This window comes from Granulicella tundricola MP5ACTX9 (assembly GCF_000178975.2).
Taxonomy (GTDB): domain Bacteria; phylum Acidobacteriota; class Terriglobia; order Terriglobales; family Acidobacteriaceae; genus Edaphobacter; species Edaphobacter tundricola.
Genome location: NC_015064.1, coordinates 296,542 through 317,461 on the forward strand (window position 1 = coordinate 296,542; position 20,920 = coordinate 317,461).

At 60.4% G+C, this 20,920-nt stretch carries 25 protein-coding genes; 13 read left to right on the plus strand and 12 right to left on the minus strand.

Translation table 11 applies throughout. The features are described 5' to 3' along the window. Position 1: 1 nt before the first annotated feature. Together ACIX9_RS01125 and ACIX9_RS01130 are read right to left on the minus strand one after the other, a co-directional pair. Positions 2 to 361, minus strand: coding sequence for a hypothetical protein (locus tag ACIX9_RS01125; protein ID WP_013578631.1), 360 nt, complete (start codon positions 359 to 361; stop codon positions 2 to 4). Continuing rightward, positions 358 to 1,497 (minus strand): glycosyltransferase, encoded by a 1,140-nt coding sequence (locus ACIX9_RS01130; protein WP_013578632.1) that lies wholly within the window; start codon positions 1,495 to 1,497, stop codon positions 358 to 360. The genes ACIX9_RS01125 and ACIX9_RS01130 overlap by 4 nt, the downstream gene beginning before the upstream one ends. A 211-nt stretch (positions 1,498 to 1,708) precedes the next feature. On the opposite strand from ACIX9_RS01130, the gene ACIX9_RS01135 reads away from it, so the two are divergent. After that, positions 1,709 to 3,580 (plus strand): M14 family metallopeptidase, encoded by a 1,872-nt coding sequence (locus ACIX9_RS01135; protein ID WP_232298764.1) that lies wholly within the window; start codon positions 1,709 to 1,711, stop codon positions 3,578 to 3,580. 245 nt (positions 3,581 to 3,825) lie between these two features. Here the strand turns inward: ACIX9_RS01135 and ACIX9_RS01140 are convergent, their stop codons facing one another. Then, a complete protein-coding gene (locus tag ACIX9_RS01140) occupies positions 3,826 to 4,551 on the minus strand; it encodes a polysaccharide deacetylase family protein (protein WP_013578634.1) in 726 nt (241 codons plus the stop codon). Positions 4,552 to 4,633: 82 nt separating this feature from the next. Between ACIX9_RS01140 and ACIX9_RS01145 the strand changes: the two genes are divergently transcribed. Beyond that, a complete protein-coding gene (locus tag ACIX9_RS01145) occupies positions 4,634 to 5,464 on the plus strand; it encodes a hypothetical protein (RefSeq protein ID WP_013578635.1) in 831 nt (276 codons plus the stop codon). Between the two features lie 444 nt (positions 5,465 to 5,908). On the opposite strand, the gene ACIX9_RS01150 is transcribed toward ACIX9_RS01145, so the two are convergent. The 3 genes from ACIX9_RS01150 to ACIX9_RS01155 all read right to left on the minus strand — a co-directional run bounded on the left by ACIX9_RS01150 (position 5,909) and on the right by ACIX9_RS01155 (position 7,866). Next, positions 5,909 to 6,394: a peroxiredoxin gene (locus tag ACIX9_RS01150; protein ID WP_013578636.1), complete on the minus strand. Its 486-nt coding sequence runs from the start codon at positions 6,392 to 6,394 to the stop codon at positions 5,909 to 5,911. A gap of 130 nt (positions 6,395 to 6,524) precedes the next feature. Next, positions 6,525 to 6,815 (minus strand): hypothetical protein, encoded by a 291-nt coding sequence (locus ACIX9_RS25520; protein ID WP_013578637.1) that lies wholly within the window; start codon positions 6,813 to 6,815, stop codon positions 6,525 to 6,527. A 28-nt stretch (positions 6,816 to 6,843) separates the two neighbouring features. After that, positions 6,844 to 7,866: an ACP S-malonyltransferase gene (locus tag ACIX9_RS01155; protein WP_013578638.1), complete on the minus strand. Its 1,023-nt coding sequence runs from the start codon at positions 7,864 to 7,866 to the stop codon at positions 6,844 to 6,846. 110 nt (positions 7,867 to 7,976) lie between these two features. Between ACIX9_RS01155 and ACIX9_RS01160 the strand changes: the two genes are divergently transcribed. The 3 genes from ACIX9_RS01160 to ACIX9_RS01170 are packed head-to-tail and all read left to right on the plus strand — an operon-like array spanning position 7,977 to position 9,095. Beyond that, complete coding sequence (locus ACIX9_RS01160) at positions 7,977 to 8,546, plus strand: RNA polymerase sigma factor (RefSeq protein ID WP_013578639.1); 570 nt, start codon at positions 7,977 to 7,979, stop codon at positions 8,544 to 8,546. Between the two features lie 10 nt (positions 8,547 to 8,556). Then, on the plus strand, positions 8,557 to 8,910 hold the full coding sequence (locus ACIX9_RS01165; protein WP_013578640.1) for a hypothetical protein: 354 nt from the start codon (positions 8,557 to 8,559) through the stop codon (positions 8,908 to 8,910). Between the two features lie 35 nt (positions 8,911 to 8,945). Further along, positions 8,946 to 9,095, plus strand: coding sequence for a hypothetical protein (locus tag ACIX9_RS01170; protein ID WP_157477197.1), 150 nt, complete (start codon positions 8,946 to 8,948; stop codon positions 9,093 to 9,095). A gap of 314 nt (positions 9,096 to 9,409) precedes the next feature. On the opposite strand, the gene ACIX9_RS01175 is transcribed toward ACIX9_RS01170, so the two are convergent. The 3 genes from ACIX9_RS01175 to ACIX9_RS01185 form a co-directional block, all read right to left on the minus strand. Further along, positions 9,410 to 9,700, minus strand: coding sequence for a hypothetical protein (locus ACIX9_RS01175; protein WP_013578642.1), 291 nt, complete (start codon positions 9,698 to 9,700; stop codon positions 9,410 to 9,412). Between the two features lie 373 nt (positions 9,701 to 10,073). Next, a complete protein-coding gene (locus ACIX9_RS01180; protein WP_013578643.1) occupies positions 10,074 to 10,727 on the minus strand; it encodes a DUF4230 domain-containing protein in 654 nt (217 codons plus the stop codon). A gap of 50 nt (positions 10,728 to 10,777) precedes the next feature. Then, on the minus strand, positions 10,778 to 11,419 hold the full coding sequence (locus ACIX9_RS01185) for a hypothetical protein (RefSeq protein ID WP_013578644.1): 642 nt from the start codon (positions 11,417 to 11,419) through the stop codon (positions 10,778 to 10,780). A 91-nt stretch (positions 11,420 to 11,510) separates the two neighbouring features. On the opposite strand from ACIX9_RS01185, the gene ACIX9_RS01190 reads away from it, so the two are divergent. Further along, positions 11,511 to 12,554: an acyltransferase family protein gene (locus tag ACIX9_RS01190; protein ID WP_013578645.1), complete on the plus strand. Its 1,044-nt coding sequence runs from the start codon at positions 11,511 to 11,513 to the stop codon at positions 12,552 to 12,554. A 19-nt stretch (positions 12,555 to 12,573) separates the two neighbouring features. Here the strand turns inward: ACIX9_RS01190 and ACIX9_RS01195 are convergent, their stop codons facing one another. Next, a complete protein-coding gene (locus tag ACIX9_RS01195) occupies positions 12,574 to 13,059 on the minus strand; it encodes a YybH family protein (RefSeq protein ID WP_157477201.1) in 486 nt (161 codons plus the stop codon). Positions 13,060 to 13,682: 623 nt separating this feature from the next. Beyond that, complete coding sequence (locus ACIX9_RS01205) at positions 13,683 to 14,003, minus strand: helix-turn-helix domain-containing protein (RefSeq protein ID WP_013578647.1); 321 nt, start codon at positions 14,001 to 14,003, stop codon at positions 13,683 to 13,685. A 57-nt stretch (positions 14,004 to 14,060) separates the two neighbouring features. Here ACIX9_RS01205 and ACIX9_RS01210 point away from each other — a divergent pair, with 57 nt between their 5' ends. Genes ACIX9_RS01210 through ACIX9_RS01220 form a run of 3 tightly spaced genes read left to right on the plus strand, consistent with a single transcriptional unit; the run spans position 14,061 to position 17,230 of the window. Next, entirely contained in the window at positions 14,061 to 16,550 is a 2,490-nt protein-coding gene (locus ACIX9_RS01210) for a glycoside hydrolase family 31 protein (RefSeq protein ID WP_013578648.1), read from the plus strand. Between the two features lie 34 nt (positions 16,551 to 16,584). Beyond that, a complete protein-coding gene (locus tag ACIX9_RS01215; protein WP_013578649.1) occupies positions 16,585 to 16,818 on the plus strand; it encodes a hypothetical protein in 234 nt (77 codons plus the stop codon). 1 nt (position 16,819) lies between these two features. Then, on the plus strand, positions 16,820 to 17,230 hold the full coding sequence (locus ACIX9_RS01220; protein ID WP_049789182.1) for a TA system VapC family ribonuclease toxin: 411 nt from the start codon (positions 16,820 to 16,822) through the stop codon (positions 17,228 to 17,230). A 27-nt stretch (positions 17,231 to 17,257) separates the two neighbouring features. Here ACIX9_RS01220 and ACIX9_RS01225 read toward each other — a convergent pair whose 3' ends face one another. Next, positions 17,258 to 18,922 (minus strand): CTP synthase, encoded by a 1,665-nt coding sequence (locus ACIX9_RS01225; protein ID WP_013578651.1) that lies wholly within the window; start codon positions 18,920 to 18,922, stop codon positions 17,258 to 17,260. 123 nt (positions 18,923 to 19,045) lie between these two features. Here ACIX9_RS01225 and ACIX9_RS01230 point away from each other — a divergent pair, with 123 nt between their 5' ends. From ACIX9_RS01230 to ACIX9_RS01245, 4 genes are all read left to right on the plus strand, one after another. Beyond that, positions 19,046 to 19,324 (plus strand): hypothetical protein, encoded by a 279-nt coding sequence (locus tag ACIX9_RS01230; RefSeq protein WP_013578652.1) that lies wholly within the window; start codon positions 19,046 to 19,048, stop codon positions 19,322 to 19,324. A 5-nt stretch (positions 19,325 to 19,329) separates the two neighbouring features. Continuing rightward, positions 19,330 to 19,830 carry a hypothetical protein gene (locus tag ACIX9_RS01235; RefSeq protein WP_013578653.1) on the plus strand — a complete coding sequence of 167 codons (501 nt, stop codon included), beginning with the start codon at positions 19,330 to 19,332 and terminating at the stop codon, positions 19,828 to 19,830. Continuing rightward, positions 19,830 to 20,321 (plus strand): YraN family protein, encoded by a 492-nt coding sequence (locus tag ACIX9_RS01240; protein ID WP_013578654.1) that lies wholly within the window; start codon positions 19,830 to 19,832, stop codon positions 20,319 to 20,321. Before ACIX9_RS01235 ends, ACIX9_RS01240 begins: the two co-directional genes overlap by 1 nt. A 71-nt stretch (positions 20,322 to 20,392) precedes the next feature. Beyond that, positions 20,393 to 20,896: a hypothetical protein gene (locus tag ACIX9_RS01245; RefSeq protein ID WP_013578655.1), complete on the plus strand. Its 504-nt coding sequence runs from the start codon at positions 20,393 to 20,395 to the stop codon at positions 20,894 to 20,896. The last annotated feature ends 24 nt before the right edge of the window (positions 20,897 to 20,920 follow it).

Here is a 20,920-nt window from a genome sequence, read left to right on the forward strand (position 1 = left end):
CCTATTCTCCGCTACCGCCGTGGCCACCGGAGAAGCTTGAGCCGAATCCTCCGCGGATGGTACCTGTGGAGTTAGCGTACGAATGGCCTGAAAGGGTGCTGTAACCGCCTCCAAACGCGCCACTTCCGAGGCTGTATCCCCCTCCGCCGCCGTAGTAGTAGCGATACATCGGAATGTAGCCCATACCGGGGTGATACACGGCGGACGGCGTGCCGGACGTAGGGTTGCTGCATAGATTGTCAGCGACAACCCTATTGTTTTCATCGACGCAGCGCTGCATCTCCGGCTTGCGGCAGGCGGTCAGCAGGGTAAGGGCAGCGGAGGCAAGGAGAGGGGCGGCGACCTGAACGGAACGTCTCATTTTGTTGGGATTAGCGTATCAGCATAGGCCGCATAAACGCGGTCGAAGACAGCATCCCAACTGCAACTTAGGGCGTACTCATGAGCGTTCCGGCCCATCTCCGCCATGCGGTTGGGGTCACGCAGGAGCTCAAGGATGGTGGCAGCAAAGTCCTCGTCAGCCGCTATCATGCCTGTTATGTTGGGCTTGACGATATATTTCGGGCCGCCGTCGGGGGTTACGATGGCCGGTACGCCGCTGGCAAGCGCTTCCAAAACCACGTTCCCGAAGGTATCGGTGTGCGAGGGGAAGATGAAGAGGTCCATATTTGCGTAGGCCTCGGCGAGCGCTTCTCCGCGTAAAACCCCTGCAAAATAAACACTTTGGAGGTCTTTGCGAAGGCCGGATTCGAGGTCGCCCTGGCCTATGATGAGGAATTTTGTTTCTATTCCGGCGGCATTTAATTCATGCTGGATACGTGGTAAGAGTGCTACGTTCTTCTCAATGGAAAGACGGCCTACATAGCCTAGAATCAATGGTTTAGCATCTTTGCGTTTGCGTTTTGCGGGAGAGAAAATCTGGGTTTCCACGCCACGTTCCATCAGGTGGCATAGCTTATGTGCTTTGCTTTCAAGCATTTGGCAGAGGTCGCGGTTGGGGGCGAAGAGGAGCTGGGCGCGGCGGTAGAACCAGCCCATAATGCCAAGTGTTTTATTTTCAACCACTTGCGAGGTTTTAGGGCTTAGGTGCGGGAGGCGGCGTGCAGCGTACTCATGGACGTTGGTGTGCCAGCTTGCGGCTAATGGAAGGTTCAACTTCCAGGCGAAGTAAGCGGCGAAGATGCCTAGTTCCGAGGGGCCGGTGAGGTGGATTATGTCCGGTTTGAAGGCGTGGAGGAGATCCGCGATGGCCTTTTCGTGACGCCAGAAGAGGGGGTCGAAGGAGAGATCTTTCTCTACTCCGACGGCGGCGCGGGAGCGCGGGAGCTCCAGGGTTTGGACGGAACCGTTGATTCCAGATGGTTTATTGCCTGCGCGGACGCAGAGGAAGGGCAGGTTGTGGCGGCGGGCGTAGGCCTCGAAGTTGCGCGAGGTGTGGGCGACTCCGTTGACCTCATGGAAGGAGTCGGGGAAGTAAGCTACGCGGGGAGGGCGCATGGTCACCAGCTTACAGGGTGTTGTTTCCGGCTGGATTAACTCGCTTGGGTGACCAGAAAACGTGGCAAAAACGCACCACAAATCACCACGTACTCACCATAAACGCACCACGAATTTCCGCCTCATATTGTCTAGACGTTTTGGAGAGCCCTGCAGGTCCACGTCACGAAATCGGGAGGTGGGGGTGCCCGACGTTTGATAGGTTTGAGGGATGAAGATGAGCTGGATGGGTTTGGGGCTTGGGGTGATTTCCGGGGTTGCGGGGGGGCAGACTGTGGCGCATGAGAGCTTGCTGGGGCGGCCTGCGGGTCCTACGGGGTGTCATTGGACCGCGGGGCAGCAGGAGTGGCTTACGCCCTCTGAGAAGGGCTGCTATGCGACGACGCCGGACTACGACGAGACCATGGGCTACCTGCGTCGGGTGCAGGGGGCTGCACCGGGTCAGGTGAAGATCGAGGGGTTTGGGAAGACGGGTGAGGGCAGGGAACTGGATGTGGTGGTGGTGTCGAAGGATGGGTTGTTCGATCCGGCGGCGATCCATGCGGCGAAGAGGCCGATTGTGCTGGTGCAGAACTCGATCCATGCGGGGGAGATGGATGGGAAGGATAGCTGCCTGGCGTTGCTGCGGGATATGGTCATTTTAAAGACCAAGGCGAAGCTGCTGGAGCGGGCTGTGTTCGTGTTTATCCCGATGTATAACGCGGATGGGCATGAGCGGCGTGGGGCGTTCAACCGCATCAACCAGGATGGGCCGGCGCAGATGGGTTGGCGTGGGAATGGGACGAACCTGAATCTGAACCGTGACTACCTGAAGGCGGATACGCCGGAGGCCAAGGCGTTTATGGGGATGTATCAGCGTTGGAATCCGGACTTCTTCGTCGACGACCATGTGACGGACGGGGCGGACTTTCAGTATGACGTGACGTTCTCGATCGACGATGGACCGAATGTGCCGAAGGCGACGGCGGCGTGGGCGGATAAGGTTGGTCCGGAGATCGTGCGGTACATCGACGGGCATGGGCATGTGGGGCTGGATACGTACGTCGAACTGCTGGATGAGAAGGACCTGCGCAAGGGGATTGCGATCTATGACGATCCGCCGCGCTTCTCGACGGGCTACGTTACGCTGACGGGGCGTCCGGCGATGTTGATTGAGCTGCATATGCTGAAGGACTACAAGGTGCGCGTGGAGGGGAACTACGAGGCGCTGGTGGGGCTGCTGGAGATCGTCAACCGCGACGCGGACAAGCTGCTGGCGCTGAACGCGGCGGCGGATGAGGAGAACACACGCTGGGCGGGGAAGGTTTATCCGCTGGCGATTGGCGCGTCAGGTAAGACGGAGCCGATTGCGTTCAAGGGGTATGCGTACAAGACGGCGAAGAGCGAGGTCTCGGGTGGGGACTGGGTGCAGTACAGCCATGTGGAGGAGACGATGACGATCCCGCAGCAGGTGGGGTACAAGGTGGAGGCCTCGGCTGTGGCTCCGGTGGCTTATATCGTGCCGCGTCAGTGGGTGGATGTGATCGACCGGCTGGCGGCGCACGGGGTTGCGATGGAGCGGACTACTGCGGCTTGGACGGCTGCGGTCGATACGTACAAGTGTTCCGGGATGCAGTGGCAGGAGCCTCCGTTTGAGGGGCGGCACCCTACGTTCAATGGCGAGGCTTCAAGGAACCCGGGTAAGTATGGGGAGTGCGTGACGGTGAAGGAGACGAGGACGTTTCCGGCGGGGTCTGCCGTGGTGAAGATCGATCAGAGGCTGGCTCCCGTGGCGATGTCGTGGCTGGAGCCTGCGGGGCCTGATTCTGCGCTGCAGTGGGGGTTGTTTGATTCAATCTTCGAGCAGAAGGAGTATGGGGAGGCTTATGTTGTGGAACGGCTGGCAAGGGAGATGATGGCTGCCGATCCGAAGCTGAAGGCGGAGTTTGAGGCTAAGGTTGCTGCCGATCCTGTGTTTGCCAAGAGTGCTGCTGCTCGGTTGGATTTCTTTTATCAGCGGAGTGAGTTTGGGAAGGCGAATGGGGTGGGAGCTTATCCGGTGGGGAGGCTGGATTCTTTGGCGGGGGTGCCGCTGGGGCGGTGACCCTGGGTTCGGTGGCGGTCCTCGGCGAAAAGATTAAGGGGATAAAAATTGATAAAAGCGATCAAGGTGGATTTTGACGTGGCGCTCTCTGATGCTTGTGTTTTCTCGTACGCCTGCAGAACGAATAAGGTGGGTTTATGAGCGAGGATCAAGCAACGGCAACGGCAGGTTCCTCCGCTTCGCTGCGGAATGACAAGCAAAGAAAGGAGTTAGAGACCGTCTTTCGCTAACTACGACTCAGTTACTCAGGCTAGCCAGGCTTCTGGGGTGGTGTAGGTGGCACCCTGGTGGCGGTTGAGGAGTTGGGTTACGGCTTCTACGGTGGGGAGGCGGGGTTGGGCGTGGCCTCCGTCGTGGAGGACGATGTTGGAGGCGTGGCCCTGGGTGCGGTTGCGGAGGATGCCCTTTTCCATGCGGGCCAGCAGGACCTCTGGGGTGGTGGGGAGCCAGTCCTTGACGATGATGTTCCAGTTGACGGTGTCGAGATTGTGCTCTCGTGCGATGCGGAGGACGGCGGGGCGGCGTGCGCCGTGCGGGGGACGGAAGAGACGGACGCGGCGGCCGAGGGTGTCTTCGAGGGCTCGGTTGCAATCTGAGATTTCGGTGCGGATGCGGGATTCGGGGAGGAGGTGCAGCCAGGGGTGGTTCATGGTGTGGTTGCCGATGATGTGGCCGGCGGCGGCGATGGCGCGGGTGAGGGCCGGCTCGCGCAGGACGTGGGCGCCGATGAGGAAGAAGGTGGCTCGGATGTTGTGGGCGGCGAGGGCTTCGAGGAGCTGGGGAGTGGCGGCGGGGTTTGGGCCGTCGTCGAAGGTGAGAGCGATCTGCTGGGGCTGGGGCGGGGCGATGAGGACGGGGCCGCAGAGCTGGGACTGCGGGTAGAGCATGGCATAGGCTGCCGCGCCGATGGCCAGGCCGGAGGCGGAGAGAATGGCGGCAGAGAGTTGGAGCAGGGAATCAGAGCTGGGCATGGCATCCGGGCATGGTTGATTTCAGCGTAAATGCTTTTTACGGGGCCCGTTGTGATGCATCCAAGTGAAGGAGGACATAGAGATGACGGCTCGGATGGCGGAACGGATTGTGGCGATGATGGGGTTGAGTTTGGCGATGGGGGTGGGAGGGGCTCAAGGTGTGCCGGCTGCTCAGACGCCGGGGGCACCGGTGCAGACGCCTACCGGTCCTTCCACGTCGATGACGCCGCCTGTGGTGTCCCCGAGCAATGGCCGGACGAACACGTTGACGCATGGGACGTCTCCGGTGGCGGGGGTTGCGGGGCCGGGTGGAGTTTCGGGGGCTCCGGTGCAGACGCCGGAGTTGGCGACGCCGGATGTGAAGGCGGACGGGGATAAGGGTTCGGTGGGGGAGATTCCGATCGATACGCCGGGTGCGACGGACCCGAAAGACGTGAGCGCCGTGGGGAGTCCGGTACCGGCTCCGCCGAGAGCGGTGTGGATTCCGCAGGGCGCGGGGTTGAGCCTGCGGCTGAACCGGGCAGTGAGCTCCGACAGCGATAAGAATGGGGCGATGGTGGATGGGGTGCTGCTAGCTCCGGTGAAGCTGTCTAATGGCACGATGCTGGCAAAGGGGACGCCGGTGAGGGCGACGGTGCTCGCAGTGGCGGCGGCGGGGCAGATTGCGAGTGCGGGGGCGTTGTCTCTGCAGGTGGTGCGGGTGGGGAATGTGGCGGTGACGACGAACGTGGTGGAGTTCGACGGGCAGCGCGGGAAGACCGAGGTGGCGGATGCGAATCCGGAGAAGGGGACGGAGGCGATGGTGCAGGCGGGGGCTTCGCTGCAGTTCAAGGTGCTGGGGGCGGGGGATGCGTGGGATTCGGACAGGCGGACGGGGAATGGGAAGATTGCGGGGCGGGCCGGGAAGCTTTGAGGAGCGGGAATGATGGCGGGATTGGTGTAGGGTGGATGGCTGAAAATGCTTGACAGGGGTGGGTGGAGGGCATCAACTATTGGTAGATACAAGAAGTCCTGACCTGGACTGACGCCAGATCAGGACGGTTATGGTTTAGAAGTGCCTTAGCAAAAGCCACAGCAACCATGGTTTGACCAGTAGTACTAACGTTAGTTCTGATGGAATCTCTAACGTTAGCTTCTTCCATTTGACCCTTACAGGTCTCATGGGCCATCACCTCCTCTACAGAGAAATCGCCTCGGGGCGCCAACCCCGAGGCGTTTCGCTTTTCAGGGCGAAACTGTTCTCATGGTGCGGTCCCTGTGCGAGTCAGTTCTGTAGAGGCGGCTTAGTATCTCATCGCGGTTGGAGGGTTCGTGGTGGAATATTGGGTGGCTTGAGATGTGATCCCGTTTTGGGAAGTTAGAGGGATTTGAGGTAGGTGAGGACCTCTTCGGCGTGGCCCTCCGGCTTGACCTTCTCCCAGACTTTGAGGAGGCGCTGGTGGCCTTCTTTGTCGGCGGGGGCGATGAGGTAGGTGTTGCGGGCTACGCCTTTGACGAGCTTGCCGTACATGTTCTTGGGCTTGATGACCTCGAAGTAGTCGCAGACCTTCTCGTCTGCGTCGGCGAGGAGCGGGTACTTGAGGTGGAACTTCTCGGCGAATTTTTTCTGGGCTTTGACGGTGTCGCGGGAGATGCCGAGGACGACTGCGCCGGTGGCCTGGATGTCGGAGATGGCGTCGCGGAAGGAGCAGGCTTCGATGGTGCAGCCGGGGGTGTCGGCGCGGGGGTAGAAGAAGAGGACTACGGGGTGGGTGGCGTAGTCGGAGAGGGTGATGGGGGTGTTGTCCTGGTCGGGGAGGGTGAAGTTTTCTACGATGTCGTTGGGCTGGGTGGGGGCTGGCATTGGTGGTCTCCGTGAGCTTGGTGAAGCAAGGCGTAACGAGGATAAAAATGATAAAGCGGGATAAGAGGGGGAACCTATAGACCCTTGTTTCCTACTACGTGAGGGATGCTTCTTTCTCTTTTATTCTTATCTATTTAGATGAAATGTCAGTTTGTAGGGGTAAATTCTCGGGGCGCAGCGTGACATAGAGCCATCGCAAACCAAGTAGCAGAATGATGATCCCGATCCATGAAAATGCGGATGCCGTGAGCGCATCGAAGAAGGCACCCAAGCTGTCTTGTCCGTCGTGTGGATATATGCGAACGTAAAGCTCCATTCTGTGATTCATTACAGAGCGAAATATGAACGGCACCGAGATTGTGGCGAGAAGAACAGCAAGGCCAAGATCTATCCAGCGTAACTTTCGAAGCAGGATCTTCATGGCTACACCTCGCTAATGTACGGGAAGTCTAAGACCCGGCAAGTGCAGCTAAGGTTTTATCGAGGCTGGCCTGGTCTTCTATGTTGAGGCTGATGGGGGTCTCGACGTTGCGGCCTAGGATCTGGCGGGTTAGGCCGGTCAGGACTTTGCCGGGGCCGATCTCTATGAGGTGCGTGGGTTCTTGCGCTACGAGGAGTTGGAGGCATTCGACCCAGCGGACGGAGCCTGTGACCTGGCGGATGAGGCAGTCGCGGACGTCTGCGCGGCGGGTGAGGAGGCGGGCGTCTACGTTGCAGGCTACGGGGAAGGCGGGGTCGGCGAAGTCGATAGCTTCAAGGACGGACGCTAGTTGATCCTGGGCGGGCTGCATGAGGCCGCAGTGGAAGGGCGCGGAGACCTTGAGGATGACGGTCTTTTTTGCGCCGGCTGTCTTGGCTAGTTCTACGGCGCGCTCGACGGCTGCGGTGGCGCCGGAGATGACGATCTGCTCGGGTGAGTTGAGGTTTGCGGGGGAGACGATGGAACGTGCGGCTTCGGCGCGGGGGGTGGCGGACTCTGAGGGTGTGGTGTCGATGGGGGATGGGGCGCTGGCGTCTTCGGAGGCCTGGGCGCAGAGGTCGTTGACCTGCTCCGCGGAGAGGCCGAGGATGGCGGCCATGGAGCCTGCACCGGGAGGGACGGCCTGCTGCATGAAGCGGCCGCGGGCACGGACGGTGCGGACGGCGTCGGCGAAGGTGATGGAGCCGGCGGCGACCTGTGCGGAGTACTCGCCGAGGGAGTGACCGGCTGCGGCGATGGGGGTGATTTGAAGGGACTCTGTGAGGACGCGGAGGGCGGCGACGGAGACGGTGAGGATGGCGGGCTGGGTGTGCTCGGTGAGCTGGAGGGTCTCTGCGGGGCCTTCAAAGATGAGGTGCGAGAGATGGAAGCCGAGGACCTCGTCTGCTTCCTTGAAGACTGCTTTGGCGGAGGGGAAGTTGTCGTAAAGCTCGCGGCCCATGCCCACTGTCTGGGAGCCCTGGCCGGGGAAGAGAAAGGCTGGTTTCAACATCAGTTACCTCGCATTCGATGGTAAATGAGTGGGTATGGGGAAGTATTTTGGGGGTTCGTACAATATTCAGCGCGATGAAACGTTAACACCTGTAGAGACTGAGGAACACGATGTCGAGTTCAGAGTTGAGCCTTGCCGAGCAGGACGATTTCATTGCCGAGACGTTGCGGCGGGATGAATCGCGGCTGCGCAGCTTCATCGGCAAACGGGTCTTCGACGACGGCGATGCGGAAGATGTGCTGCAGGACGTGTTCTATGAGCTGGTGCAGACGTATCGGCTGATGAAGCCGGTGGAGCAGGTGACGGCGTGGCTTTATCGCGTGGCGCGGAACAGGATTACGGATCTGTTTCGGAGGCAGAGGCCGGACTCTTTGAATGAGGCGGAGTACAAGGGCGAGGAGTCCGAGGTTCTGCTGGATTCGCTGCCGTCCGAGAGCGACGGACCGGATGCGGTGTATGCGCGGAACCTGCTGTTTGAGAGCCTGGACGATGCGCTGGAGGAGCTGCCGGAGGAGCAGCGCGAGGTGTTCATCGCGCATGAACTGATGGGCAGGAGCTTCAAGGAGTTGGCGGAGGAGACGGGCGTAAGTGTGAATACGCTGCTGTCTCGGAAGCGGTATGCGGTGCTGCATCTGCGGGAGCGGCTGCGGGAGATCAGGGAAGAGTTTTTGGATTCGTAAGGAGAGACGTATGAAGGGCTATCGGTTGTGGAAGGCTGTAAAGATTCTGGTGATGGTTGTTGTGTGCGCGGCGGTGTTTGGGCTGGTGGTGATGCAGCTTTGGAACTGGCTGATGCCGGCCATCTTCGGGCTGCGGACGTTGACGTTTGTGCAGGCGCTGGGGCTGCTGGTGCTGAGCAAGGTGTTGTTCGGCGGGTTCCACCGGCATGGCCACGGCGGCGGGCGCGGATGGCGGCGCGGGATGGGCGAGCGCTGGGAGAAGATGACGCCGGAGGAGCGGGAGCGGTTCAAGGCTGGGATGCGTGGACGGCGTGGCGGCTGGTGTGAGCCTCGCGAGTCGGCGAAGGAAGAGGCTGCGGTATGACCTCCTTTTCTTATGAAATTCAGGAGTTTGCCGGTATGAATCCGACACCTTTTGTTCCGTTGGAGGCCAGTGCGGAGGTCTCGTTGAGCGATCTTATGGTGGAGTTGCAGCAGGAGAATACGCGGTTGAAGTTGTTGGTGTCTGAGTTGTTGCTGACGAATCAGCGGTTGCGCCGGGAGGATTAGGCGTTGGTTGGGGTTTGTTCGGGTGCCTATGTGCCGGGCCTTCAGCCCTTGGGCTTATGGTGCGCCGTTACCTAGGCCTTCGGCCTAGGCTGTTATGTTGTCGCGCCTTCAGCGCTTGGAGTGGCGGCGGTCCTCAGGCTTCAGAGCAAGCTTCGGCGTTAGGAATGCTGGCGGTCCTCAGGTTCAGGAACGCGGGTGGTTCTCGGGGTTTTGTGGGGTCTTTATTGCTTACAAGGCTGGTTCTCAGAATCAAAAAGCTCCACGGCGCTCGAAGCTTCGAGTGCTGTGGAGCTTTTTCTTTGCCCTGAAGCGGGCTAGATGCCTACGCCAAACTCCATGTCCTGGAGCTCGTCGCCGGAGTGGGCGTAGAAGTCGTAGGGGGTGCGGCGGTTGAACTTGTAGCGTTGGCGAAGCTCTCGTCCGACGAAGAGGCCGAGGGCTACGGCGCCCATGCCGGCGGAGACCCAGCCGAGGGTCCGGAGGAGCGCAGTCTCCTGCGATTCAGGGAGCGCGGCTTCGAGGGCTTCAGTGGCGGTTTCCGCGATCACTGCGGGAATGTCTTCGATCTTGCTGGCGAAGAGTCGGGATGTAAGGAGCGACAACATAGTAGGGCGATGATAACGCAGGTGCGGGGACGTTTGGCAATGGGGCTGATGGGGGATGAATCGTGGCGGGTACGGGTGATGGGAATTGTTGCAGGGGTGGGATGGCTAAAAGCAAGGCGTAACGGGGATAGAAAGGATAAAAGCGGGATAAGAGCAGGCAACGGCTCATGCGGGTTAGAGGCAAAGGCAACTGCAAGTGCAAAGGCCAAAGCCAATACGGAGGTTCTGAGCTTCGCTCAGAATGACGGCTTTCTTTCCTTTCCATCTCCTTCCGTCTCCATTCCATCTCCTTCCGCCTTCCCTTTCCGTCTCCTTCCGCCTTCCCTTTCCATCTCCTCCATCTTTCCTTCCTGTTTGGGGCGATTTGCGAGGGCTACGTGACCTCTACCTGCTGGAAGCCCAGGCCGTAGAGGAGGGTGGTGATGGTGGCGCGGGCGTTCTTGCGGGCGGCGTCGAGGATGCCGTCGGAGAGGGCTCCGGCCTGGAGTTGCTGCTGGGCCTTGGCGCGGGTGTCGGACTCGAGGTTCTGGTCGACCGGGACCAGGAGGCCGGTGGTGCGGGAGTAGACGCGGGTGTGGACGTTATCCAGAGAGGTGATGAAGACCTCCGACGCGGGGAGGTTGACGTGGATGGAGCGCGGATTGTTGGCGTCGATGCGGACGTCTTCGGGCTTGAGCTTGGAGAGATCGATGCCGGCGATGGATTGGCCGTGGACGACAAGGAGGATGCGGTCGCCGGCGAGGATGTCCGGCAGGATGGGGCTGGCGTGCGCGCCTTCTACGACCGTATCGACGGAGTAAACGACGGTTTCCAGGCGGCTGAGGCGCTGGATCTTCTCGACGACGACGGGGACGGAGGTGTCGAAGGCGGTGGTGCGGCCGGAGATCATGGTGGCGATGCGGCCGGAGAGGCCAGTGGTGGCCTGGCGGAGGAAGAAGACCAGAGCCGCCGCGCCGAGGATCAGGGCGAAGACGAAGGTGAAGAACGAGGTGGAGCCTCGGCGGCCGGAGTCGTACTGGGTGGTCATGCTGTTAAAGTACAGGGCCCAGTGACTAGGGCCTAGTTAAGAACAAAGGCCTAGTCGACTTTTATGGTGGCGTCGAGGTCTACGACAAGGGTTTGGGATTCGATCTTCATGGAGTGGAGGTTGAGGGCGTCCAGGGTAAGGACGTAGCCGGTGGAGTCCGGGGAGCGGACGAGGAGAGTGCGGAGGAGATTGGCGGCGTTGACCTTCATCTCGGACGGCATCTTTTTGGAGAGGAAGGGGAGCAGGAGGGCGTCGAGTTCCTTGCTGCCGGAGAGGTGTTCGATGCGGGCGTCGTGGAAGCCGACAGACTCGTCTTCGGCCTCGGGGATGAAGGAGACTTCTGACTCGATGTTGATCCAGACGCCGATGCAGTGACCGCGGATGGAGGCTCCGAAGTTGGCGTGGGTGTGGATCTTGACGACCATGCGGGGGACGCTGGAGGGGTCGTCTGGCGCATTGTTGATGAAGGAGATCTGGGGGTTATCGGCGAAGACGGAGCAGCCTCCGGTGGGCTTGCCGCGGAGGTAGTAGCGGTTGGGCAGGCCTGGGGGGCCGGGGGTCTTGAAGAGCTGGTGGTTGAGGGTGCGCTCCAGCGCCTGTGCGGAGATGCGGACCTCGACGGCGCGGGCGGAGAGCGCGGGGAGGAGCAGGACGGCGGCCAGAAGGATGAGGAAGCGTTGGGCGGGCTTCATGGGTTTGAGTTTAGTCCTGAGGCGGGGTGCGGGCGGGGAGGGCGAGTGGATGCAATAATTTAGGTATGGCAGTTGGCGGCGGAGCGCGGGTTTGAAGCGGATCGATCAGCTCGACGGCGTGCGTGCGCTGGCGATTGGGGCCGTGTTTCTGCATCATGCGTTCCAAGTCAAGATGCTGTGGGCTGGGGTCGACCTGTTCTTCATCCTCTCCGGGTTTTTGATTACGGGCATCCTGATCGGCGCGAAGGAAAAGCCGCTGGGGAGCTACTTCAGCCACTTCTACGAGCGGCGCGCGCGCAGGATTCTGCCGCCGTACGTGGTGCTGTTGATCGTGGTGTCGATCTTCTTTGGCGTGGAGTGGATCAGGCACTGGTACCTGTTCTTCTTCCTGATGAATGCGCTGGTGAGCTTCCACGCGGCCAACCTGGAGCCGCTGGCAGTGCTGTGGTCGCTCTCCGTTGAGGAGCAGTTTTATATGGTTTGGCCGTTCGTCGTGTACTTCCTGGATGAGACGGCGATTGCGTGGGCGGCGGGCGGGCTGGTGGTGCTGGCGCCGCTTTTACGTTGGGTGTTTACGCCCCACTTTGCGGAGCACTGGCAGATCTATATGCTGACGCCGTTCCGGATGGATCTGATGGCGGTGGGTGCGTTGCTGGCGGTGGTCTGGCGGCGGCGGCGTGATTTAGTGGAGCGGTTTGGGGCCTGGGGTCTGGCGATGACGGTGGCGGCGCTGGGGGTGTTTGGGGCGCTCTCGCGGTACCCGTGGTTCACGACGACGGCGAATACTCGCGCGGCGAACGTGTGGGTGTATGAACTGACGCTGCTGGCGAGCCTGGGGGTGATCCTGTGGGCGCTGAGTGGGCGTGGCGTCGGGCTGCTGCGGTGGTCTCCGCTGCGGTATCTGGGGCGGATCAGCTATATGTTCTACCTGATCCATGTGCCGGCGCTGAAGCTTTCGGAGAGATGGATTGGGAATCGGTATGAGTCTGCGGGTGTGGCGCTGGCTGGGACTTTGCTGTTTTCTGCCGCGAGCTGGCGGTGGTACGAGCAGCCGATTCTTTTCTGGAAGGCTAAGAGCCGGGTGAGGCGGGAGGCGGAGCAGGATGAGAAGGCGATTACGGCTCCGCGGGGGTAGTAAGGGGTAGTCTCGCCGCTTACTTCAGGTGGACGATATCCATGATGATGGCGTCGCTGATCTTCCATTCGCCGTTCTGTTTGACCATGACGTTCAGGTAGTACGAGTGACGGGGCTGCATGGGGTTGCCGCTGATGTCGTTGACCAGGCCTTCGATCTTTTCGTCGCTCCAGACCGCGGCGGTGGTGGGTGAGGTGAGGCGGAGGTCGAGGATCTTGGTGGGGACGGTGCTGGTGCCGGCGCGGTAGCCGGGGCGGGCTAGGAGATCGGTGAGGAACTTTTCAATCTCTGCGCGGCCGTGTAGGCGGACGCCGAATGGGTTCTGCCAGATGGCGTCGGCGGTGAAGACGGAGGCTACTTCGTGGGGGTCGAACTTGTTCCAGCCTTCTGCTTCGTGGGCTAGGACGGAGCGGATTGCGGCTTCGTCGGGGGTGGGTTGCTGGGCGGTGGCCCAAGGGAGGGCTGTGGTCAGGATTGCGGCGAGAAATATTGCTTTAAGACGCACTGTGAACTCCTTGAGGACCAGCCGAGGAAGGTTGTCGTTCACTGTTGAGCCGTTAATAAACCATTTTTTATGGAATCTGACGGAGGTCTATTCCCGACCGTGAGCCGTGAGATGTAAGAGGATCAACAACAGCGCGAACATGCGGTCCTCTGCTTCAAGGGAATCTATCCAAATGTTGCCTCCTGCCAAAAGAAGACCCGGTCTTGGCCAACTGTGAGCGATCCTCTGCCCAGCGAGATCATCAACAAAGGTTCCGAACAACATACGCCGACGGCCCAGCCAGATGGAACCATCAGCATATTTAATCTCAGTGGGTTGAAACGATTTCCAAGTACCAGTGCTTGCGACAAGTTGCCCTTCGCATAGCACTCGGTATGACTCTCTCCCGAGAACGGATGTTCGAAAGAACTGCAGTTCCCAGATGCTCGATCCGTATCTGCATCGGAAGGAGCAGCCACCAAGCTCCTCCACCTTTGGGCTGGGTGCATAAACAAGGCGCGCGATGCACTCGTCGGCGGAAGACAGCTCAAACTCAGCAAATGGCTTTTGTCTCGCCTCAAAGTGCTTACCTTCTTTTAGGTTTAGTTCAGCCACTTTTTCTCCCGAACGGTCTCAATGCGCGATCAGTAGGTGTGCATTTGTAGTTCGACGCTGACGCGTTCATGGCGTTGGAGATGGCCGATGACGCCAAACAAATTTTCAACAGTAGGATTGCCGTTTGGACCAAACATGCGTTGCAGGCTTGGGGACGAGATTTGAGTCATTTTTGATAGTTCGGTGAAGCCGACGGTGGCATTGATGTAGTTGCGGAGGATGCTGCGCCCGGTGGCAAGATCGCCGTCATAGATGAGTTGCAAACCTTCACGCAGCAATGCCTGGCGAAACGCCGGTTCGCTTTGTGCGCGTTCGCGGATCGTCTCTCGAAAGTCTCTGGTCAACGCCATTCTGAGTTCTCTTATCCGCACTTCTATTGACAGTTTAGACTTGATCCGCGAGGAATCATGTCTAAAGCTAAGGTTTTGCAGAGTGTGTTTTGTGGGTTTGGTTTGGCTGGCTTGCTGGTTGTGGGGGCAGCGGGGCAGGACATTACGCCGGATGCTTCTGGGCTTTTGGCGCGGGCGGGTGGGGTTAGGCTGCAGGTCAATGCGCTGCGCGACGATGTGATTCGGGTGCGGATGTGGAAGGGGGATGCGAGACCGGAGGATGCTTCGTGGGCGGTGATCGGGCATGGGAAGGTGCCCGTGACGGCGGAGGCGAAGGGCTTTGCGACCAAGGACCTGCGGATCAGTGTGGATGAGCGGTTGATGCTGACCGTTAGCGATCTGCAAGGCAACGTGCTGCAGAAGGATGCGGCTCCGGTGGCCTGGGAGGGGAACCGGTTTACGGTGAGCAAGCAGCGGGGGTTCGACGATCATTTCTTTGGGCTGGGAGATAAGCCGGGGCCTTTAGACCGTGGGGGACAGGCGTTCACGATGTGGAACACGGACTCGTTTGGGTGGCAGGAATCGACCGATCCGATCTACAAGAGTGTGCCGTTCTTCATGGATGTGAACAAGGGGCGCACGCTGGGGGTGTTCCTGGACAATACGTGGCGGACGAGCTTCGACTTTGGCCGCGCGGATGAGAAACGGTATACGTTTGGGTCTCTCGACGGGCCGCTGGACTACTACCTGATGTATGGGCCTGAGGCGAAGGAGGTGGTGAAGACGTGGGCGTGGCTGACGGGGCCGACGCCGCTGCCGCCGATGTGGGCGCTGGGCTTTCAGCAGTCGCGGTACTCATACTTTCCGGAGAGCCAGTTGCGGGAGGTGGCGGACAGGCTGAGGAAGGACAGGATTCCGAGCGATGTGCTTTGGCTGGACATCGACTTCCAGCACAAGAACTGGCCGTTCACCGTGGATGAGCAGGGCTATCCGAACTTCAAAGGCATGGTCAAGGATCTGGCGGACGAGAGGTTCAAGCTGGTGGTGATTACGGACCTGCATGTGGCGAAGCAGGCGGGGGTGGGGTATGCGCCGTATGAGTCGGGCACGGCGGGCGACCACTTTGTGAAGAATCCGGACGGGTCGACGTATGTGGGGGTGGTTTGGCCGGGGCCGGCGGTGTTTCCGGATTTCACGCGGAAGCAGACTCGGCAGTGGTGGGGCACGCTGTATAAGGGATTTGTGGCGGATGGGGTGGCGGGTTTCTGGAACGATATGAACGAGCCGGCGGTGTTCGACGGGCCGGGAAAGACGATGCCGGATACGGTGCAGCACCGGATTGACGAGCCGGGCTTCAAGCCGAGGACGGCGACGCACCTGGAGATCCATAACGTGTATGGGATGGAGAACTCGCGTGCGACGTTTGAGGGGCAGCTTGCGCTGCGGCCGAATGAGCGTCCGTTTGTGATGACGCGTGCGAGCTATGCAGGGGGGCAAAGGTATGCCACGACCTGGACGGGAGACAACAGTGCGACGTGGAACCATCTGCGGATGACGGTGCCGCAACTGGTGAACCTGGGGCTGAGTGGGTTTTCTCTGGCCGGGGCGGATGTGGGCGGATTTGCGGGGTCGCCGCCGGCTGATCTGCTGACGAAGTGGTTGGAGATCTCGGCGTTTCAGCCGATCGACCGGGACCACTCGGCGAAGGGGACTCGGATGCATGAGGTGTGGGTGGATGGGCCGGAGCAGGAGGCGATCCGGCGGCGGTTCATCGAGGAGCGTTATAAGCTGATGCCGTACCTGTATACGGTGGCGGAGGAGACGAGCCGGGATGGCGTGCCGTTCAATCGACCGCTGTTTCTGGAGTTTCCGCGGGCGACGGCGGATGGGAGTCCGTACGATCTGACGACGGGTGGTGGGGAGTTCATGGTGGGGGAAAGGCTGCTGGTTGCGCCGAATCCCTCGCCCGAGGAGGTTGCGCCGTATACGATTCATCTGCCGCCGGGGACCTGGTACGACTACTGGACGGGCGAGCAGACGACCAGGGCGGGGGCTGTGGGGACGTTGGATCTGGAGCAGCGGGATAAGGTGATCGCACAGAAGCCGCTGCTGGTGACGCCGAAGCTCGAAGAGCTGCCGGTGTATGTGCGCGGGGGGACGATTCTGCCGATTGCGCCGCTGACGCAGAACACCGCCGAGGTTCCGAATGGGCCGCTGACATTGAGGGTCTATCCGCTGGCTGCGGGGCTGAATACGCCGGGCGAGAGCTGCTCGGGTGAGGTGTATGCGGATGACGGGCATAGCTTCGATTTCAAACGCGGGGAGTTTGCGCGGGTGAAGTTTAGCTGCGCTGTGGGTGCGGATGGGGGGCTGACCTTCGAGGTGGCGAAGCAGGAAGGGAAGTGGAAGCCCTGGTGGAAGGAGTATCGGGTTGAGGTTGTGGGTTGGACTCCGGGGAAGAATGAGGCTACATTCAACGGCAAGGGCTTGAAGATGACGCAGGTGGATGGGCGCTGGGGGGTGACGGTTCCGGCAAATGGGGCGGCGGGGAGGGTGGAGTTGCGGTAGAGCCAGCTGCCATAAATATGGTAGGTTGGAGAGCATGAGGACGACGATCGATATTCCGGACCCGATCTATCGTGAGTTGAAGGCCAGGGCTGCGCGGGAGGGGACTTCGGTGAAGCAGATTATTTTGCGCAGCGTCGCGAGTGCGCCGGCTAAGGCTGAAGCTGTCTCTGCGAAGGTCAAGGGACGATATCCGCTGCTTTCTTCCAAGGAGCCGGGAGCGTTGAAGCTCGGCGAGGAAGGTGTCTACGAGTACATCCCATTTCCCTGATGTGAATGTGTGGGTGGCGCTGGCGCATGAGCGGCATACGCATCATCGCGTGGCGTCTGAGTGGATCGACTCGGTGGGGCCGCGGAGTGCGCTCTACTTTTGTCGCATCTCGCAGCTTGGGTTGCTAAGGACGTTGACGACCGGCGGTGCGATGGGTGGGGACGTGCTGACTCAGGCACAGGCTTGGATGACCTACGATTCCTTCCTCGAAGACAGCCGCAACCGCTTTATGGATGAACCGGCAGGTATCGAGCAGGAGTTCCGCGAACGTACCTTTCGCGACGAAGCCTCGAACAAACTATGGGCCGATGCTTACTTCGCGACGTTTGCGCAGCTTGCGGGTCTGAAGCTGGTGACCTTCGATAAGGCTCTGGCAAAGAGCGTTCCGGGTGCGCTCCTGCTCCGCTTGTAGCGGTCGCAAGATCGCACCCGGTTGTTGCTAGGCCTTGGCGGCGGGGACTGCTTCGTGCGGGGTGTGGCCTTCATGGATGAGGCTGGTGGCGTTTTCCTGGCGATGCTTGTAGCTGGCTCCGACGAAGTCGCGGAAGAGCGGATGCGGCTCCAGCGGCTTGGACTTGAACTCCGGGTGGAACTGGCAGCCGAGGAAGAACGGGTGGCCCGGAATCTCCACGATTTCAACGTAGGTGGAGTCCGGAGTGGTGCCGGTGAGGCGCAGGCCGGCGCCGGTGAGGACAGCCTCGTACTCGCGGTTGAACTCGTAACGGTGGCGGTGGCGCTCCGAGATCTCTGAGGTGCCGTAGGCCTTGTGGGCGAGCGAATCAGGCTCGAGCACGCAGGCCCACGCTCCCAGACGCATGGTGCCGCCCATCTCTTCCACGCCGGTGAGTTCGCGCAGTTTGTAGATGATGCGGTGGGGGGTGGCGGGGTCGAACTCGCCGGAGTTTGCGCCGGTGAGGCCGCAGACGTTGCGGGCGTACTCGATGCATGCGGTCTGCATGCCGAGACAAATGCCGAAGTAAGGGATTGTGTTCTCGCGTGCGTAGCGGATGGCATTCAGCATGCCTTCGATGCCGCGTTTGCCGAAGCCGCCGGGGACGAGAATGCCGTCAAAGCCGGCGAGCTGCTCCGGGTAGTTGTGGGCTTCGAGACCCTCGGCCTCAATCCAGGTGACCTGCAGCTTGAGGTTGTGGGAGAGAGCGCCGTGGACGAGCGATTCCTTGAGGGACTTGTAGGAGTCTTCGTACTCGACATACTTGCCCACGATGGCGATGCTGACGACGTCCTGCGGGTTATAGGCGCGCTGGACGATGTCCTGCCACTTGGTGAGGTCGGGGGCTTTGGAGTCGATACGGAGGTAGTTGAGGGCGAGCGTGTCGACATTCTGCTCGGCCAGGTTCAGCGGGACTTCGTAAATAGAGGGGACGTCGCGTGCGATGATGACGGCCTTCTCTTCCACGTTGCAGAAGGCTGCGATCTTGGAGCGCATCTCGCGGGGGACGGCGCGGTCTGAGCGGCAGAGGAGGATATCCGGCTGGATGCCGATGGAGAGCATCTCCTTGACGGAGTGCTGGGTGGGCTTGGTTTTGAGCTCCTGCGCGGCGGCGATCCAGGGGATCAACGTCATATGGGCGAAGCAGGTATTCTCCCGGCCGAGCTCTTGCCTCATCTGTCGTATCGCTTCGAGGAAGGGGAGGGATTCGATATCGCCGACGGTTCCGCCGATCTCGACGATCGCGACCTCACAGTCCGCGGCGACCTTGCGCATGGCGTTCTTGATCTCGTTGGTGACGTGCGGGATGACCTGCACGGTCTTTCCGAGATAGTCGCCGCGACGCTCCTTGGTGATGATCTGCTCGTAGATGCGGCCGGTGGTGAGGTTATTGTCACGCGTGAGTTTGGCGTGGGTGAAGCGTTCGTAGTGGCCCAGGTCGAGGTCGGTCTCTGCGCCGTCGTCTGTGACGAAGACCTCGCCGTGCTGGAAGGGGCTCATGGTGCCTGGATCGACGTTGAGGTAGGGGTCGAACTTCATCAGGTTGACCTTGATGCCGCGCGCCTCAAGCAGGCAGCCGATGGAGGCTGCCGCGAGACCCTTGCCGAGCGAAGACACGACGCCGCCGGTTACAAAGATGTACTTTGCAGACATGTCCGCGACCTCTTTATTTGGTGTTTTGGATTGTGCTTGGTTGGCACGGTTAAGTATCTCAGAGTGTGGGGGGCAGAGGCAACGGGGGGCTGAAAATGGTGGCGGCAGGCGTATAGTGTCGGCATGGGAACGGCGCTGGCACAACTCGACGAGGAAATCCTGGTGCGGGAGAAGATTGCGGAGTTGACGCTGCCGGACGGGGTGAAGTTCAAGCGGATCGAGCAGATGAACGACTGGACGGGGGATCCGTCGCTGACGATTTACTTCGGCGTTTCGAAACGTCGTCCGACCTCACCCAAGTCCATCCGAGAGCTTACGGTGATGACCAAAACGCTTCGGAAGGCAATTCTGGACCTCGGTCTCGGCAAGTTCCCTTTCTTTCGCTTTGAAGACGCGAGGTAAATGACTTGGCGCTTGCGGACGATCTTCTGCTTCAGGCGCGCGACCTGGCCAACTGGGGAGAGAGCCGCCCGCGTCAGGCAAGTTTGCGCCGTTCGGTTTCCACTGCCTACTATGCTTTGTTTCACCTGCTGGTTCAGGATGCAGCGAAACGCTTGAGTCCGGGGTCGCCGAACGGTCTGACTCAGCAAATTGGGCGTGCATTTGTTCACGGTGATATGAAGCAAGCATGCAAATCAATCACGGCTCAGCCAACGAGCGTGCTGCTGACTCTTCGACCACAGGGCTTTTCTCTTCGCCTGCAGTCCGTCGCCGGAACCTTTGTCAATCTGCAAGAGCAGCGTCATGCGGCGGACTATGATCTGACCCGCACATATACACGAATCGATGTTTTGAACGTCGTTGACACTGCCCAAGATGCGTTTGCAGACTGGCGTAATGTGCGCCGAACAGCCGAAGCTAACGTCTTCTGTGCGGCGTTGCTTTTTCACCGCACGTGGGGACGGTGATGCTGCTGAACTGGCGATTGGATGTGCAGCGCTGGGCTCTGTTGCGGCTGCAGGGGGTGGCTGCGAGGCGGCGACGAGGGCCCAAGGTGGCGCGGCATCTGGCGGTGGGCGAGCGGGGTGAGTTTGAGGCTATGTTCTATCTGCGGCGGCTGGGATACCAGTTTGTGGAGCGGCGGTGGCGTAGCCCGGAGCTGCGGGGGGATCTCGACCTGATCGGCTGGGATGGGGAGACGCTTTGTTTTGTTGAGGTCAAGGCCCGCACGGCACGGGACCTTGCGCCGGCGGAGGCCAGTGTCGACGAGCAGAAGAAGGCGATGCTGCGGAGAATGGCGCGGGCGTATCGGCGAACGCTGCCGAGGGAGGATCGCAAGGATTTGGCGCTGCGGTTCGACGTGGTTTCGGTCTATCTGCTGGGGCAAACGGTGGAGTGTGAGTTGGTGCGAGATGCGTTTGCGTTCGTCTCGGATGAAGAGGTTGGGTTTCAGTTCTAAATCCTTGCTTGCACCAAGTGGCCGTTTTCAGGGTTTCTGGTGTCTAAGTACTCAGAGGACGGTGGACGACAATGACTTTGCTGAACGCGCCGGCGTATAACGAGCGGAAAGAACGCACGATCAAGGCGACGATCATCGGTAGCGGCTTACTGGTGGCTTTGATCATCATCATCGGCGTGGGCGGATTTCTGGTGGGGCATGGCTGGTTCTTCTCCAACCTGCCGGCGGAGCATCGGGTGAGCACGTTCTTCGACGCGCTGGAGGCCAATAACTACGACAAGGCCTTTGGGATCTACACCAACGACGCCGACTGGAAGCAGCATCCGGATCAGCATAAGGATTACGGCATCGACCGCTTTACCGAGGACTGGACAAAGGACAGTCCTGCGGATGGTCCGATCATTTCGCACCATGTCGACATCTCGAAGACGGATGGTACGGGGAACTTTGGTTCCGGGATTATCGTCGCCGTGCGGGTGAACTCTGCCAAGACCCAGAACAAGAAGCTCTTCATGTACTACGTCCGCAAGGACGGTACGCTGACCTGGCCGGCGTTCCACCAGCTCGAATACTAGGGCGCTGGTAGTAGACTGGCACTC

Excerpts from the sequence above, each read along its gene's own strand:
- ACIX9_RS01125 (WP_013578631.1), bottom strand. The coding sequence starts at position 361 with ATGAGACGTTCCGTTCAGGTCGCCGCCCCTCTCCTTGCCTCCGCTGCC.
- ACIX9_RS01130 (WP_013578632.1), bottom strand. The coding sequence starts at position 1,497 with ATGCGCCCTCCCCGCGTAGCTTACTTCCCCGACTCCTTCCATGAGGTC.
- ACIX9_RS01135 (WP_232298764.1), top strand. The coding sequence starts at position 1,709 with ATGAAGATGAGCTGGATGGGTTTGGGGCTTGGGGTGATTTCCGGGGTT.
- ACIX9_RS01140 (WP_013578634.1), bottom strand. The coding sequence starts at position 4,551 with ATGCCCAGCTCTGATTCCCTGCTCCAACTCTCTGCCGCCATTCTCTCC.
- ACIX9_RS01145 (WP_013578635.1), top strand. The coding sequence starts at position 4,634 with ATGACGGCTCGGATGGCGGAACGGATTGTGGCGATGATGGGGTTGAGT.
- ACIX9_RS01150 (WP_013578636.1), bottom strand. The coding sequence starts at position 6,394 with ATGCCAGCCCCCACCCAGCCCAACGACATCGTAGAAAACTTCACCCTC.
- ACIX9_RS25520 (WP_013578637.1), bottom strand. The coding sequence starts at position 6,815 with ATGAAGATCCTGCTTCGAAAGTTACGCTGGATAGATCTTGGCCTTGCT.
- ACIX9_RS01155 (WP_013578638.1), bottom strand. The coding sequence starts at position 7,866 with ATGTTGAAACCAGCCTTTCTCTTCCCCGGCCAGGGCTCCCAGACAGTG.
- ACIX9_RS01160 (WP_013578639.1), top strand. The coding sequence starts at position 7,977 with ATGTCGAGTTCAGAGTTGAGCCTTGCCGAGCAGGACGATTTCATTGCC.
- ACIX9_RS01165 (WP_013578640.1), top strand. The coding sequence starts at position 8,557 with ATGAAGGGCTATCGGTTGTGGAAGGCTGTAAAGATTCTGGTGATGGTT.
- ACIX9_RS01170 (WP_157477197.1), top strand. The coding sequence starts at position 8,946 with ATGAATCCGACACCTTTTGTTCCGTTGGAGGCCAGTGCGGAGGTCTCG.
- ACIX9_RS01175 (WP_013578642.1), bottom strand. The coding sequence starts at position 9,700 with ATGTTGTCGCTCCTTACATCCCGACTCTTCGCCAGCAAGATCGAAGAC.
- ACIX9_RS01180 (WP_013578643.1), bottom strand. The coding sequence starts at position 10,727 with ATGACCACCCAGTACGACTCCGGCCGCCGAGGCTCCACCTCGTTCTTC.
- ACIX9_RS01185 (WP_013578644.1), bottom strand. The coding sequence starts at position 11,419 with ATGAAGCCCGCCCAACGCTTCCTCATCCTTCTGGCCGCCGTCCTGCTC.
- ACIX9_RS01205 (WP_013578647.1), bottom strand. The coding sequence starts at position 14,003 with ATGGCGTTGACCAGAGACTTTCGAGAGACGATCCGCGAACGCGCACAA.
- ACIX9_RS01210 (WP_013578648.1), top strand. The coding sequence starts at position 14,061 with ATGTCTAAAGCTAAGGTTTTGCAGAGTGTGTTTTGTGGGTTTGGTTTG.
- ACIX9_RS01215 (WP_013578649.1), top strand. The coding sequence starts at position 16,585 with ATGAGGACGACGATCGATATTCCGGACCCGATCTATCGTGAGTTGAAG.
- ACIX9_RS01225 (WP_013578651.1), bottom strand. The coding sequence starts at position 18,922 with ATGTCTGCAAAGTACATCTTTGTAACCGGCGGCGTCGTGTCTTCGCTC.
- ACIX9_RS01230 (WP_013578652.1), top strand. The coding sequence starts at position 19,046 with ATGGGAACGGCGCTGGCACAACTCGACGAGGAAATCCTGGTGCGGGAG.
- ACIX9_RS01240 (WP_013578654.1), top strand. The coding sequence starts at position 19,830 with ATGCTGCTGAACTGGCGATTGGATGTGCAGCGCTGGGCTCTGTTGCGG.
- ACIX9_RS01245 (WP_013578655.1), top strand. The coding sequence starts at position 20,393 with ATGACTTTGCTGAACGCGCCGGCGTATAACGAGCGGAAAGAACGCACG.